Origin of the sequence: Antarctobacter sediminis (assembly GCF_019218285.1) — a bacterium.
GTDB lineage: Bacteria > Pseudomonadota > Alphaproteobacteria > Rhodobacterales > Rhodobacteraceae > Antarctobacter > Antarctobacter sediminis.
The window spans coordinates 1162055-1175822 of record NZ_JAHUZG010000001.1; the positions used below are offsets into that span (position 1 = coordinate 1162055).

Below are 13768 nucleotides of genomic sequence, written 5' to 3' on the forward strand. Positions count from 1 at the left end.
CGAAATGAACGATGTCCCGGCGCTTGCCGATCGCGTTGCCCGCACGCGCAGCCGCCTTGATGCCCATGGCCGCATGGCCGTGCCTTTTGACCTGATGGAAACGCACCCGGCACCCGGACTGCTGGACAACCGCGCTGGCGGCCCGCTGGCATGGCCCGCCAGAACGCCGCTGCCCCTGGATGCCGAAGGGCAACCCATGGTCCAGTTGCTTCAGGTCCGGTTGCAGGATCTGGCGCCTCTGCCGGGTTTTCCGCGCGACGGCCTGTTACAACTGTTCCTTTCCGCGAACATGGATGCCGCCATTCTGGCTGCCGACGACACAGACACCGACCTGGTGCAACCGCGCGGCTTTCGGCTGGTCCATCATCCCGATCCCTCGCAGCTGGTCACCACCCCCGCCCCAGCCCCAGAGGTCGACTATCCCATCGTCGATGAGCATTGGTTCACCACGGCGCGCAAACTGGCGCTGTTCGATCCGGTCCCGACCCCCGCCCCCCAGTTCAACATCCACAACCGCGATCTCGAAGCCGAGATCGCGCAATGGCCCGAACTGGTTTCGCGGCAGGTTTCACCGTTCGAGGTCGAAGAGGCGCTTTGGGATCCGATCCGCATGGAGGCACCCGGTTTCATGTTCGGCGGGTTTGCCGCCCCGCTACAGGTCGACCAGCGCACGGAATGGAAGGGTGCCGCAAATCACCTGCGCTGCATCATCGGGTTTGGCGACCATCATGAATGGATGCTCGAAGGCCTCAGCATGGCGGTTGTCATGCGCGACGCCGATCTGGCGGCGGCCCGTTGGGACCGCGCCCTGCTGATCATGGACAGCGATTGATACGCAGGCGCTCAGGCCTCCAGAACCGCATCCCAATAGAGGAAATCCAGCCAGCTTTCATGCAGGTGGTTTGGCGGGAACCGACGTCCCATGTTCAACAGCTCCGAGGCCGAGGGCTGCCGCGGCGGCTTGCGCAGTGCCATGCCCACCTGCCGCAGGCTCTTTGACCCTTTGCGCAGGTTGCAGGGTGCACAGGCCGCCACCACGTTTTCCCAACTGGTGATGCCGCCCGAGGCGCGCGGGATCACGTGGTCAAAGGTCAGCTCCGTCTTGGCCCCGCAGTACTGACAGCGGAATTCGTCCCTCAGAAATAAATTAAAGCGCGTGAAGGCCACGCGCTTTTGAGGTTTGACGAAATCCTTGAGAACAACGACCGAGGGTATCCTGATCGACATGCTCGGACTGCGCACAACCTCGTCATATTCGGCAACGATATCCACTCGGTCGAGGAAGGCCGCCTTGATGGCATCCTGCCAAGGCCAGAGCGACAGCGGATAGTAGGACAAGGGCCGGTAATCCGCATTCAGCACCAGCGCGGGATGGTTCTTCAGCGCGCCGGGTTCGCGTACGAAATTGGTTCTGAACTCGGTATTCATTGGGGACTCTTCCCTCGCCCTGCCTGCTCACCCTCGAAGCACCAGAGCGGGGAACCCGCCCCAGCCTGTAAAACACTATATCTCGCGTTTTGCCTCTGGCAAGCCCCGCAAGATGAAGTGCCCGGAACGATGGGTAGCCTGCTTAGGTAAAAGGCATGTGACACTCCGCGGGCCAGATGCCGACCTGATCGCTCACCGGCCCGGCGGTTCAGGCGGTTCGGGCGGTATTGGCTTCTTGCGGCAGGCGCCGGCGCTCTTCTTCGGCCTGCAGCCGCCTGCGCTCGGCCTCGATCTTGCCAAGGTCCAGATCGGCGAGCGGCGGTCGCCTTCAGGGCTCTGGATTGCGCCAGAATTCACCCATCGGATGGCCGATCCCCCGGAACGGATCACGATCCGATGGCAGGGGGGAAACAGTTCCAGCGCGCCGAACGCGGCACTGGCATCCCCGCCGGCGATCTGGAGAACCGAATAATCCAGCGCCTTGTTGGTTTCGATCGGCATCGGGTTGACGTGGAACATGCGGGTGCCGTCCACGATCCCGTCGCGCAGCTAGCCCATGCGCAACTGCACCGCGACGATGGCGCTGGCACCCAGCTTTTCATTCTCTATCACGCCCGGAACACAGTGGTGATTGGCCACCAGCCGGTTGCCTTCGACAAGGAAGGCCCTGCAGGGCGCGTGCCCCTCGTCGGTGAGGATATCCAGCCGCCCCACCGCGCGCCCGGTCCGCGCAAAGGCCGAACTGGCGCCGTAGTTCGAAAGGAACTCGTTGCTATCGGACCCGATCCGCGCCTTCAGATCGGCGCGGTGCAAGGCCGTCTGGTTGCGGGACCAGACGGCGCGCCCAAAGGTATCGGGATCGACCATCAACAGGCTCTGCGCCGGAACGGCGGAGCCAAGAAATGACAGGAAAACGGCAAATGAAATGGACTTTGTCATGAAACACCCGATGGTTACGGGCATCCGGCCAAAAAAGGCCGGAGACCGCATCGGTCGGGTCAGGACTATCGCATCCCAAAGGCATCTATTGCCCCCGGGATAGACCTGCCCCGGTTCAGAACCCGCACTTGTCCCGCAAAAAGGCCAGCGCAACCCCAAGGCCATCGGGCGCGATGCCATGGGCGGTGCCCTCCATGATGTGGGCGAAGACCTCGGTAAAGCCTGCCTCCTGCAAGGCCTCTGCGGCCTGCGGCAGCGATTGCACCGGCACCACGTCATCCTGATCGCCATGGATCAGCAGGATCGGCGGTTTGCTTCTGTATTCATCCGCCAGCAGTTCCGGCGCCAGCAGGCGGCCGGAAAAGCCGACGATCCCCGCCAGTTCATCTTCGCGCCGGGGACCGACGTGCAGGCTCATCATGGTGCCCTGGCTGAAACCGACCAGCGCCACCTGTTCCGGCAACAGATCCTCGTCCACCATCAGTGCGTCCAGAAAGGCATTCAGGTCGTCAATGGCGCGCGCCATCCCGGCCATGCTTTCCTCTTCGGACGATCCGTCGATCCAGGGGATCGGGAACCACTGAAAACCGAAAGGCGCCCCGGCACAGGCCTCGGGCGCATCGGGGGCCACGAACAAGGTGTCCGGCAGATGTTCGCCCAGCGGATCGGCAAGGCCCAGCAGGTCGGCCCCGTTGGCGCCATACCCGTGCAGGAACACCACGCAAGAGCGCTTGTCCCCCGATACCGGCTCCTTGCGGCCGGTTTGCAAAACTCGTGTCATACTCTGTCTCCCGTGATGAGCCCGAGGTCAGCGTTTCTCGAAAAGGCAAACCTCGACCGCGCCCGCATTGTCCTGTAGCGCCGTGTCGTTGATGCGAAAATCCATGACCCGCGACAGCGCCTCGGGATTAAAGGTCCATCCGCTGCCGCTATGGCCCAGTGCGCCGCTTTCCACCCGGAACAACAGCCGGCCAAAGGGCAGCGACGGCACCTCCTTGTAACCCGCATAAGGGGCAAGGCGCGCCTCGTCCGCCGGGCCATGACCGTCGGGGCCCACGCGGCCATAGGTATTGGCATCCACGGTCCAGCCGTCGCCCCGTCCAAGGCGCATCGCTTCCAGCGGGCCACCCATCCGGGTCACATGCCGCTGCCAGCCCTGCCGGGCCGAGATCGACAGGCATTCGACACCCGGTGCCGTCCCGATAACCCGTGCCGTGACGAATTCCTGTGCCTGCGCGCCGCCGGACAGCGATGCCGCCAATACACCGGCGGCCACCAATACATGTTTCATGCGATCCCCTCGCGGTTCTTGTCCACACGGTAGTAGGCCCAGAGGATGCGCGCCGCAACCGATCGCCACGGCGCCCAGTGCCCGGCCATGGCGCGCAGGGCGCGTTCCTTTGGCCGCTCGGGCAGATCGAACAGATGCCGCGCGGCGTCTTGCAGGGCCAGATCACCCGGGGCAAAGACATCCGCCCGCCCAAGGCTGAACATGGCGTAGATCTCGGCGGTCCAGACGCCGATACCCTTGACCGCCACCAGTTGCGCGATCACCTCTGCCGTGGGCATTGCGCGCAGCGCATCAAAATCAATCCCCGCCTCGGCCAGCGCCCGTGCATAGACCGCCTTCTGCCGGCTCAGACCCAGCGCGCGCAGCCCGTCCTCCGTCTCGGCGCGCACCGCCTCGGGGGTGGTCATGCCCGCCGCCTCCAGCCGCGCCCAGATCGCCCGGGCCGAGGCGACACTGACCTGCTGGCTGACAATGGCGCTCAAGAGCTGGTCAAACCCGTCAGGCCGCAACCGCAGCGGCAAAGGCCCGGTCAGGCGCAACGCATGGGCAAAACGCGGCTCCCGCGTTGCCAGCCAGCCCGCGCCTTCGGCCACGCAGGCGTCGCCGCGAATGATCCGCCCTATCTCTGCGTCTCCAGCCATGCCAGCGCCTCCTTCACCGTCGCCACCCGCGGCCCGCCCGGACGCCGCGGCCGCGCCACCAGCGCCACCGGCAGTTGCAGCGCACGCGCCGCCGCCAGCTTGGGCCAGCCACCGGGCCCGCCTGCATCATGGACCATCAACCAGTCAATCCGTTCCCTGCGCAACAGGCGGATCTCGTCGGCCACGGTAAACGGCCCCGCGCCGCAAATCATCCGCCCGCGCCACAAGGGCAGCGGCGCGCAATCATTGCCGATGCGCCGCATCAGTACCTCCGCCCGCAAGGCCCGCAACTCGGGCAAAACCTCGCGCCCCGTGGTCACAAGAACCCGCGCGCCGCGCGGGATCACCCGCACCGCATCGCTGGCCCGGCGCAAAGGAACCCAGCGGTCCCGATGCCCCGCCCGCCAGCCCGGCCGCACCAATTGCAGATGCGGCACCCCCGCATTGGCCGAGGCCCGCGCCGCCGCAAAAGCGGTGCCCGCATCACAGGGATGCGCCGCCTCCACCACTGCCACGGCCCCCCATGCATGCAGATCCGCCGCTGTCAGCGGCCCGCGCAACAAGGCGTTGTCCCAAGACCGCGCCACGCGCTCGGCCTCGGGCAGAACCACAAGCGCCTCCGGCAGCGCCCGCGCCAAGGCGCGCGCCTCTCCCGATCCGGCAATGATGACGATCCTCTTCATGACTGAAACCCCTACCCCAGCCATTCCGCCAAAGGAACCTCCGCCAAGACCGACTCCAGACACCTGTCCAGACACCCAGCCCGGGCTTCGGCCTTCTTTGGTTCCCTAAATACCTCGGGGGGGCCGCAGGCGGGGGGCAGAGCCCCCCTCCCGCCCGGACAACACAGCCCCCCGGCCCGCCCCAACTCTGCCCCGGGTCCCTCTTCCGACCCCGGCGTCTTTGCGCGAAACAATCCGCTTGCCCCCGCCGACAAGCAGGCCTACCCATCACATCATGAACGTTGAACATGATACCAAGGCCCGCCGCAACGTCGCCGTCCTCGTACTGGCTCAGGCCATTCTCGGCGCGCAGATGCCGATGATCTTCACCATCGGCGGGCTGGCCGGTCAGTCGCTGGCTGCCAACGCCTGTTTCGCCACGCTGCCGATCTCGCTGATCGTGCTGGGGTCGATGCTTTCGGCCACGCCGGTCTCGGCGCTGATGCAACGCTACGGGCGGCGCGCGGGTTTCTTCATCGGCGCGGGCGGCGGGGCGCTTGGCGGCGCGGTCGGGGCCTACGGGCTCTACGTGGCCTCTTTCCCGATCTTCCTGCTGGGCTCGCTGCTGACCGGGATCTACATGTCGGCGCAGGGCTTTTACCGGTTTGCCGCCGCCGACACCGCTTCGGACGATTTCCGCCCCAAGGCCATCTCTTACGTCATGGCGGGCGGTCTGGCCTCGGCCATCATCGGCCCGCAACTGGTCAAGGTCACCTCCGATACCTTCCTGATCCCCTTTCTCGGCACCTATGCCGCGGTGATCGCGCTGAACCTTGGCGGCGCGCTGCTGTTCCTCTTTCTCGACATCCCGCGCCCGCCGCGCCCTTCCGAGGACGCCCCCCGGGGCCGTACCCGCTGGGAGCTGCTGACCACGCCGCGCATCGCCGTCGCGGTGATCTGCGCCACGGTGTCATACGCGCTCATGAACCTTGTCATGACCTCGACGCCGCTGGCGGTGGTGGGCTGCGGTTTCGAAACCGACGATGCCGCCAATGTCGTCACCGCGCATGTCCTTGCCATGTTCGCGCCCAGCTTCTTTACCGGGCACCTGATCGCCCGGTTCGGCGTCGAAAAGATCATGGCCACCGGTCTGGTGATCCTTGCGGGCGCCGGGATCGTCGGCCTTTCAGGCGTGGCACTGGAACAGTTCTTCGTGGCGCTGGTGCTGCTGGGGCTGGGCTGGAACTTCGGGTTCATCGGCGCAACCTCGATGCTGGCCGCCGCGCATGAACCGCATGAACGCGGCCGGATGCAGGGCCTGAACGATCTGATCGTCTTTGGCGGCGTGACCTTTGCCTCGCTGGCCTCGGGCGGGCTGATGAACTGCTCGGGCGGCTCGCCGGAACAGGGCTGGACCGCGGTGAACCTTGCCATGGCCCCCTTCCTCGCGCTGGCCGGTGGCGCGCTGATCTGGTTGGTGCTGCGGCCCAAGGACACGGCCGAGGCCTAGGCGCACCGGCCACGGCCGGTTGACCCGGTGCCGGGCCTGACCCGGCACCTCTTGCCACCTCAGCTTGTCAGCAGACGCCAGCGACGCTGGAACTCGCTCAGCGTCACCCGGCCCTCGGCCACCGCCGCCGGATCGCGTGCCACGATCTCCAGCAAAGACCGCGCCTGCGCAAATTCGCGCAACGCCGCCCCCGCCACCCCCAGCTGCCGCCGCAATCCGCGCAGGCCGGGCTGTCCGCGCAGCTCGGCCAGCCGCGCCTGTGCCAGCGCCGCCAGCGCCTCGGGCCGCCCGTCGGGCAAGGGCAGCTTGCCGCGCGCCTCCAGCTCGGGCACCGCTTGCAGATAGCGCGCCAGCGCCGCGGCCCGCGCATGGGCCAGCACCGCCCCGCGATGCTGCGGCCCCACCCCCAGCGCCGCAACCCCGGCCAGCGCCAATTCGCCCGCCGTCGCATCCAGATAGGCCATCAAGGCCGCTTCGTCGGCAAAGGGCGCGCGCTCCAGATCCATCTCGCGCGCATCCACCGCCGCCCGCAACCCGGACAGGTCGACCCCGGCCAGACCCTGCGCCAGAGGCGTGACAACCTCGTGCCGGCGGACAAAACCGCCCGCCTCGATCTCGTCCAGGGCATCCAGCCACCATTGCAACCGCATCCGCGCGATCATCGGCTCCTGCGTGACCCAGGGCGCGCGCGCCACCTCGACGTTGAAGGCATACAAAGGCATCAGCACGGCGCGCGCCTCCACCGGCGCAGCCATGGCGGCGGCAAAGCGTTCGGGATCGCCCTTCTCGACGATCTGCGCGCAGGAATGCAGGTCTGTTCCGGGATGCCAACTCATGTGCGGCGCGCCACGGTCAACAGATAGCCGGTCTGTTCGCGCACAGCCCGCCAGTCGCGGGCCTCTTGCGCGCAAAGGTCCAGAACTCCGGTCAACGACGGCGAGGCACCGGGCCGCAGATCCGCGATACGCGCCTCCATCGGTTGGTAATAAGCCTCCCATCCGGCGTCGGGCACCGGGCGCGATCCCAACACCTCGAACCCCGCTGCCGAAACCGCCGACAGGATGCCGCCCGCATCGCGCGTGGGATAGCCCTCCCAAAAGGCACGCGCGGCCTCTCCCGGTGTGTCCGTAAAATAGCAGGGTTCGGAAAACGCCAGCACGCCGCCGGGTTTCAACCCCGCCCGCAGGGTGGCCAATCCATCCTCCAGCCCAAGGAAATACAAGGCCCCGGCGCACCAGATCAGGTCAAACGGCGCTTCGGGGAAATCCGCGATACCCGCCATGTCCGCCCGGCGCACCGTCACAGCCGGCAGATCGGCAAAACGCGCCTGCATCTGCGTCACGAACCCCTCTTGCAGATCGACCGCCAGAACGCGCCCCGCGCCGGACAGGGCGGCCACGTCACCACCCGCACCGGCCCCGGCATCGCAAATCGCCGCGCCCTCGGGCAAGGCCGCCAGTTCCAGCGCCCAGGCCACGTCCGAGGCCGTGCCCGGCCCCTCGCGCGGCAAATCCTTGTGCACCTCGAAAAAGGCGTCCCAGTCCATCAACCCGCCGCCCCGTCGCGCACCAGCTTCCAGCGCACCGCGTCCAGCAACGCCTCGAAAGAGGCATCGACTATGTTGGCGCTGACGCCCACGGTGGCCCAACGCCGCCCCTGCCCGTCCTCGCTGTCGATGATGACGCGGGTCACGGCCTCGGTCCCGCCCTGAGTGATGCGCACCTTGAAATCCACCAGCCGCATGTCGTCGATGGCCTCCTGATAGCGGCCCAGGTCCTTGGCCAGCGCCTTGGACAGCGCGTTGACCGGCCCGCGATCACTACCCGCCTCATCCATGGATTCGCTGACCGACAGCTTCTTTTCACCATCGACCTTGACGACAACCACCGCCTCGGACAGCGACACCATCCGGTCGTACTTGTTCTTGCGCCGCTCCACCGTCACCCGATAGCGCTTGACCTCGAAAAATTCGGGCAGAACCCCCAGCTCCTCGCGCGCCAGCAACTCGAACGAGGCCTGCGCCGTGTCATAGGAATAGCCCTCGGCCTCGCGCGCCTTGACCCGGTCAAGGATCCGCGCCAGCGCCGGATCGCCCGGCTCCACCTCCAGCCCGGCCTCGGCCAGACGTTTGCGCAGGTTCGACTGCCCGGCCTGGTTCGACATCGGCACCACGCGCCGGTTCCCCACCAGCGCCGGGTCGATATGCTCATAAGTCGTCGGATCCTTGAGGATCGCCGAGGCATGCAACCCCGCCTTATGCGCAAAGGCCGAGGCCCCCACATAGGCCACCTGCTTCTGCGGCACCCGGTTCAGGATGTCGTCCAGCATTCGGCTGGTGCGGGTCAGCCCGGCCAAAGCCTCGTCGCTGATGCCGGTCTCGAACACCTCGCAATAAGGCGCCTTCAACAGCAGCGTCGGGATCAGGGCGGTCAGATTGGCATTGCCACAGCGCTCTCCCAGCCCGTTCAGCGTGCCCTGAATCTGGCGCGCGCCCGCCATGACGGCGGCCAGTGACCCGGCCACGGCGGTTTCGGTGTCATTATGTGTGTGAATGCCCAGTCTTTCGCCCGGCACCCCGTTTGCGATCACCTCGCGCACGATCCGCCCTATTTCGTCGGGCAACGTCCCGCCATTGGTATCACACAGCACGATCCAGCGCACCCCCGCCTCCAGCGCGGCCCGCAGGCAATCCAGCGCATAAGGCGCATTCGCCTTGTAGCCGTCAAAGAAATGCTCGGCATCGAACAGCGCCTCGCGGTCCTGCCCCACAATATGCGAAACGGAGGCCGCGATATTGGCGACATTCTCCTCCAGCGTGATCCCCAGCGCCGTGGTCACATGGAAATCATGCGTCTTGCCCACAAGGCAAACCGCCTGCGTCCCGGCATTCAGAACCGCCGCCAAAACCTCGTCATTGGCGGCGGACCGCCCCGCCCGCTTGGTCATGCCAAAGGCGGTCATCCGCGCCCGCGTTGCGCCCACCTCTTCGAAAAAGGCCGAATCCGTCGGATTCGCCCCGGGCCAGCCACCTTCGATGTAATCGACGCCCAAGGCATCCAGCGCCCCGGCAATCCTCAACTTCTCGGCGGTCGAGAACTGAACGCCCTGCGTCTGCTGCCCGTCGCGCAAGGTGGTGTCATATAGCCAAAGCCGTTCCCTGCCCATCACGACACCCCTGCCTTCTTCTGTCCGGAAATATCCCGGGGAGCGCGAGGGGCTGGCCCCTCGCTCCCGCCCGCCGCCGCCACGCGCACCCTCATCCCAAAGCCTCCAGCTTGGCCGCGTCGAACCCGGCACCCGGCACCAGCTCGACGCCCGCCTTGGACATGCGCACCTCGACCCCGGCAGCAACCAGCGCCTGTTTCATCGCATCCACGGCGCTGAAATCCTTGCTCTGCATGGCCTCCGTCCGTGCCGTGGCCAGACGTTCGGCCAAGGCGGAAAGATCCACGGAAACAGCCTCCCATCCCGCCAGATCCGGCGTCAGCAACCCCAGCAACCCCGCCCCGGCCCTAAGCGCCGGGGCCTCGCCCGCCGCTGCAAGACGATGCAATTCGGAAATCGCACCGGCCGTGTTCAGATCATCTGCCAGGGCCGAAACCACGCCCAAGGGCATCACCCCTGCCTCGACTCCCTCCACCATACCGCGCCATTTGCGCAGGGTCGCTTCCGCGTCCCGCGCCTTCTCCGCCGTCCAGTCCATGGGCTTGCGGTAATGCGTCGACAGCATCACGAAACGGATCACCTCACCGGGCACACCCTGATCCAGCAGGTCGCGCACGGTAAAGAAATTGCCAAGGCTCTTGGACATCTTCTTGCCCTCCACCTGCAACATCTCGTTATGCAGCCAGACCCGCGCAAACTCTCCCTCGGGATGGGCGCATTTCGACTGGGCGATCTCGTTCTCATGATGCGGGAAACTCAGATCGTTGCCGCCGCCGTGAATGTCGAATGTCTCCCCCAATAGCGCATGGCTCATGGCCGAACATTCGATATGCCAGCCCGGTCGCCCCCGGCCCCAGGGGCTGTCCCACCCCGGCAATTCGTCCGAAGACGGCTTCCACAACACGAAATCCATCGGGTTCTTCTTGTAGGGCGCCACCTCGACCCGGGCCCCCGCGATCATGTCATCCACGGACCGCCCCGACAGCGCGCCATACTCCTTGTAGCTGTCCACCGCGAACAGCACATGCCCCTCGGCCTCATAGGCGTGGCCCTTGTCGATCAGGTCCGAGATCATGGCGATCATCTGCCCGATATAGGCCGTCGCACGCGGCTCATGCGTGGGCCGCAACGCCCCCAGCGCATCCATGTCCGAATGATACCAGGCAATCGTCTCGTCCGAGCGCTCCTGAACCAGTTCTTCCAAACTGCCCGAGGCCCCCGCCTCCTTGCGCGCCAGCGCAGTGGCGTTGATCTTGTCATCGACGTCGGTGAAATTGCGCACATAGGTCACGTGATCCGGCCCATAGACATGCCGCATCAGCCGGAACAACACGTCAAACACCAGCACGGGCCGCGCATTGCCCAGATGCGCCCGGTCATAGACCGTCGGGCCGCAGACATAAATCCGCACGTTTTCCGGGTCGATCGGGCGAAAGTCTTCCTTCTTCCGCGTCCGCGAATTGGTAAAGCGAATGTCCATGGCCTCGTCCTTCGCAAATGGTGCGGCGGGACTAGCAAGTCTATCATTGAATTGGAATAGAAGACCGTCCCGCCATTGGCCGGGAGCCCCCGACCTATGTCAGCAGGTAATGCAGCAAATGATGGTTGCATTGGTGGTCATGCGGCGCACCTACCACGCGCGCCGCCCGCTGCCAAGGGCGATCCGCCCCCACGGCCTTCAGGCCGCCGCCAACAACCACCCGGCTCAAGGACCTTCGCTCCTCCTGGCTTCTTCTTGGGGACAATACTCCGGGGGTTTGGGGGCAGAGCCCCCACCTGCCGCAGGCAGCGCAAACCGCCGGTCAGCCATAGCTGATCATCTCGTATTCCACCGCATCCGGCCCGTCGAAATAGAACCGGCGTCCCGGTTCGTAATCCGCGTGATTGTGGGTTTCGATGCCCATGTCACGGACCCGCGCCTCAACCGCGTCCAGATCGTCGACGACGATTCCCACATGGTTCAGGCCAGCCGCGTTGCCATAGCGCGGGATCGCCCCGGCGGGCGGGGTTTTCGGCGTGTAAAGCGCAAGATAGCTGTCTTCGCTGCCGACATGTACCGAATAACCTTCGTGGATCGACGCGCCTTCCCAGCGGATCTTCCAGCCCAGCAGGCGGCAGAGAAACGCGGCGGTGGCATGGGCGTCGGGCACGGTGATGTTCACATGTTCAAGGCGGGCCATGATGTCTTTCCTTTCATTTGTTGTGCCGTCAGGGTAATTCTTCAAGCATACTTTAAGGCAAACGGAGAGTTTCGTTTTAAATCAATGCCAAAAGATGGATTGAGCATTTCCCATGTGGCGCAAAGGACCGGGCTGGCGGCCTCGGCGATCCGCCACTACGAAGCCGAGGGCCTGGTATTTCCCGACCGTAATGCCGGCGGGCAGCGACGCTATCGGGCGGCGGACATCCGGCGGCTGTCCTTTGTCATGATCGCCCAGCAGCTTGGCTTTACCCTGGCCGAGATCCGGGCCGAGATGGACCGCCTGCCGCGCGACCGCGCCCCCGCCAAGGCGGACTGGAGCCGGATCTCGCGCCGGTTCGGGCGGGTCCTGGATGCGCGGATCGCACGGATGCAGGCGCTGCGCGACAGGCTGGACGGCTGTATCGGCTGCGGCTGCCTGTCGTTGCAAAGCTGTGCGCTGTACAACCCCGAGGACCGCGCAGCGCGCAGCGGACAGGGGCCGCGTTACCTGATGGGCGACCGCCCGCTGTCCGAGTGACGCGCCTGCGCCCGCCAGCGGCAGTTCTGCCGGGCGGGGTCAGGTGGTTCGGTGGCAAAAGCCAAAGGCTGAAAACGGCGGCCGCCGGACGGATCTTGCGTGCCGGGGTGTCACTCCCGGCCCTTTCGGGGCGTCGCCCCCTCGTTCCGCGCAGATCGAAAGGCCCCCGAGCGGGGTCATGATCCGGTTTTCAGTGCTAGCGAGGGGGAAGATGCGCCGCCACGGTTGAGAAACCGTGACGGCAGCGTGCGCTACTGGTCGCGCTGCGCCTCGAGCGCGCGATAGGCGGCGACGTTGCGGTTGTGCTCGTCCAGCGTCACCGCGAAATTGTGGCCGTCGGCCGGGTTCAGCGTCTTGGCCACGAAGTAGATATAGTCCGTATCCGCCGGGTTCAGCGCGGCCTCGATGCTGGCGCGGCCCGGGTTGGCGATGGGCGTCGGTGGCAGACCGTCGATCCGATAGGTGTTCCAGGGTGTTTCGCGGTCCAGTTCGGACCGGCGCAGGCCCCGGCCCAGCTGCCCCTCGCCCTTGGTGATGCCATAGATCACCGTCGGGTCGGTTTGCAGGCGCATCCCCTTGTCCAGCCGGTTGACGAAGACGCTGGCCACCTCGCGGCGCTCCTGCGGGCCGCCGGTTTCCTTCTCGATGATCGAGGCAAGGATCAACGCCTCTTCGGGTGTCTCAAGCGGCAGACCAGAGGCCCGGTTGGCCCAGGCCTGGGCCAGGATCACCTCTTGCCGTTCGGCCATGCGCGCGATGACATCGGCGCGGCTGTCACCGGGCAGGATCTCATAGCTGTCGGGCGCAAGGCTGCCCTCCGGGGGCACATCGACCTCGCCGTCCAGCACGTCGATCTGTTTCAGCTCTTCAACCACCTGCCAGCTGGTCACACCCTCGGCCAGCGCCACGCGGAAACGGGTGCCGGTGGTGTCCTTGACCTGTGCATAGATCTCGGGCGTGTCGCCTTCGGCGGGGTCAAAGCTGGTGCGTTCCTCGTAGCGGCCCGTTGCCGGGTCGACTTCGCGCACCTGCACCGTGGCGCGGGTGACACCGATCCGATAGACCACTTCGGTCCCGCAGGTCGACGCGCCGCCACGGGTCACGATCTCGGTGATTTCCGCCATCGAGGCGCCCTCGGGCACCAGATAGCTGCCCGCCTTCAGCGCCTGCGTCTTGTCGGCGTAATCGGCACCGACGCGGAACATCATGGCGCTGCTGATCGCGCCCTGCCCCGACAGGTTTTCCGACACGGACCGCATGTTGGTGCCACGCGGCACCTCAAGGCAGATCGGCGCCGTCAACGGGCCCTGCGCGGTATATTCGCGCTGCGCCCAGATCAGGAGCCCGCCAAAGAGAAACAGCGCGACGACCAGAAAGGTCAGCGCGTTCGAGGCGATGCTGCGCCACATGGC

General features: G+C 66.0%; 17 protein-coding genes. 3 read left to right on the forward strand and 14 right to left on the reverse strand.

From position 1 onward, the window contains the following. Nucleotides 1-4 precede the first annotated feature (4 nt). Entirely contained in the window at nucleotides 5-832 is an 828-nt protein-coding gene (locus tag KJP30_RS05605; protein ID WP_218447998.1) for a DUF1963 domain-containing protein, read from the forward strand. An 11-nt stretch (nucleotides 833-843) separates the two neighbouring features. Here KJP30_RS05605 and KJP30_RS05610 read toward each other — a convergent pair whose 3' ends face one another. The 7 genes from KJP30_RS05610 to KJP30_RS05640 all read right to left on the reverse strand — a co-directional run bounded on the left by KJP30_RS05610 (nucleotide 844) and on the right by KJP30_RS05640 (nucleotide 4982). Next, nucleotides 844-1428, reverse strand: a complete 585-nt coding sequence (locus tag KJP30_RS05610; RefSeq protein ID WP_218447999.1) for an HNH endonuclease — start codon at nucleotides 1426-1428, stop codon at nucleotides 844-846. A gap of 192 nt (nucleotides 1429-1620) precedes the next feature. Continuing rightward, a complete protein-coding gene (locus KJP30_RS05615) occupies nucleotides 1621-1947 on the reverse strand; it encodes a hypothetical protein (protein ID WP_218448000.1) in 327 nt (108 codons plus the stop codon). 30 nt (nucleotides 1948-1977) lie between these two features. Further along, nucleotides 1978-2367 carry a hypothetical protein gene (locus KJP30_RS05620; protein WP_218448001.1) on the reverse strand — a complete coding sequence of 130 codons (390 nt, stop codon included), beginning with the start codon at nucleotides 2365-2367 and terminating at the stop codon, nucleotides 1978-1980. A gap of 115 nt (nucleotides 2368-2482) precedes the next feature. After that, entirely contained in the window at nucleotides 2483-3148 is a 666-nt protein-coding gene (locus tag KJP30_RS05625) for an alpha/beta hydrolase (RefSeq protein ID WP_218448002.1), read from the reverse strand. Between the two features lie 27 nt (nucleotides 3149-3175). Further along, nucleotides 3176-3658 carry a hypothetical protein gene (locus tag KJP30_RS05630; RefSeq protein WP_218448003.1) on the reverse strand — a complete coding sequence of 161 codons (483 nt, stop codon included), beginning with the start codon at nucleotides 3656-3658 and terminating at the stop codon, nucleotides 3176-3178. After that, the gene (locus tag KJP30_RS05635) at nucleotides 3655-4299 is read right to left on the reverse strand and encodes a DNA-3-methyladenine glycosylase family protein (RefSeq protein ID WP_218448004.1); all 645 of its coding nucleotides are present in this window, start codon (nucleotides 4297-4299) and stop codon (nucleotides 3655-3657) included. Before KJP30_RS05635 ends, KJP30_RS05630 begins: the two co-directional genes overlap by 4 nt. Then, complete coding sequence (locus KJP30_RS05640; RefSeq protein ID WP_218448005.1) at nucleotides 4278-4982, reverse strand: precorrin-6A/cobalt-precorrin-6A reductase; 705 nt, start codon at nucleotides 4980-4982, stop codon at nucleotides 4278-4280. Before KJP30_RS05640 ends, KJP30_RS05635 begins: the two co-directional genes overlap by 22 nt. Before the next feature lie 274 nt (nucleotides 4983-5256). On the opposite strand from KJP30_RS05640, the gene KJP30_RS05645 reads away from it, so the two are divergent. Then, a complete protein-coding gene (locus tag KJP30_RS05645; protein ID WP_218448006.1) occupies nucleotides 5257-6471 on the forward strand; it encodes an MFS transporter in 1215 nt (404 codons plus the stop codon). A gap of 59 nt (nucleotides 6472-6530) precedes the next feature. Here the strand turns inward: KJP30_RS05645 and KJP30_RS05650 are convergent, their stop codons facing one another. The 6 genes from KJP30_RS05650 to KJP30_RS05670 form a co-directional block, all read right to left on the reverse strand. Beyond that, on the reverse strand, nucleotides 6531-7307 hold the full coding sequence (locus KJP30_RS05650; protein ID WP_218448007.1) for a squalene/phytoene synthase family protein: 777 nt from the start codon (nucleotides 7305-7307) through the stop codon (nucleotides 6531-6533). Then, nucleotides 7304-8017, reverse strand: coding sequence for a class I SAM-dependent methyltransferase (locus tag KJP30_RS05655; protein WP_218448008.1), 714 nt, complete (start codon nucleotides 8015-8017; stop codon nucleotides 7304-7306). The genes KJP30_RS05650 and KJP30_RS05655 overlap by 4 nt, the downstream gene beginning before the upstream one ends. Next, nucleotides 8017-9636 carry a citramalate synthase gene (cimA, locus tag KJP30_RS05660; RefSeq protein WP_218448009.1) on the reverse strand — a complete coding sequence of 540 codons (1620 nt, stop codon included), beginning with the start codon at nucleotides 9634-9636 and terminating at the stop codon, nucleotides 8017-8019. Before cimA ends, KJP30_RS05655 begins: the two co-directional genes overlap by 1 nt. Before the next feature lie 91 nt (nucleotides 9637-9727). Next, nucleotides 9728-11116, reverse strand: a complete 1389-nt coding sequence (gene cysS, locus KJP30_RS05665; protein ID WP_218448010.1) for a cysteine--tRNA ligase — start codon at nucleotides 11114-11116, stop codon at nucleotides 9728-9730. A gap of 94 nt (nucleotides 11117-11210) precedes the next feature. Next, nucleotides 11211-11345, reverse strand: a complete 135-nt coding sequence (locus KJP30_RS25030) for a hypothetical protein (protein ID WP_281421402.1) — start codon at nucleotides 11343-11345, stop codon at nucleotides 11211-11213. Between the two features lie 93 nt (nucleotides 11346-11438). Next, nucleotides 11439-11819, reverse strand: a complete 381-nt coding sequence (locus KJP30_RS05670; RefSeq protein WP_218448439.1) for a VOC family protein — start codon at nucleotides 11817-11819, stop codon at nucleotides 11439-11441. A gap of 81 nt (nucleotides 11820-11900) precedes the next feature. On the opposite strand from KJP30_RS05670, the gene soxR reads away from it, so the two are divergent. Beyond that, nucleotides 11901-12356: a redox-sensitive transcriptional activator SoxR gene (gene soxR / locus KJP30_RS05675; RefSeq protein WP_218448011.1), complete on the forward strand. Its 456-nt coding sequence runs from the start codon at nucleotides 11901-11903 to the stop codon at nucleotides 12354-12356. 251 nt (nucleotides 12357-12607) lie between these two features. On the opposite strand, the gene mltG is transcribed toward soxR, so the two are convergent. Continuing rightward, entirely contained in the window at nucleotides 12608-13765 is a 1158-nt protein-coding gene (gene mltG / locus KJP30_RS05680) for an endolytic transglycosylase MltG (protein ID WP_218448012.1), read from the reverse strand. Nucleotides 13766-13768: the final 3 nt, after the last annotated feature.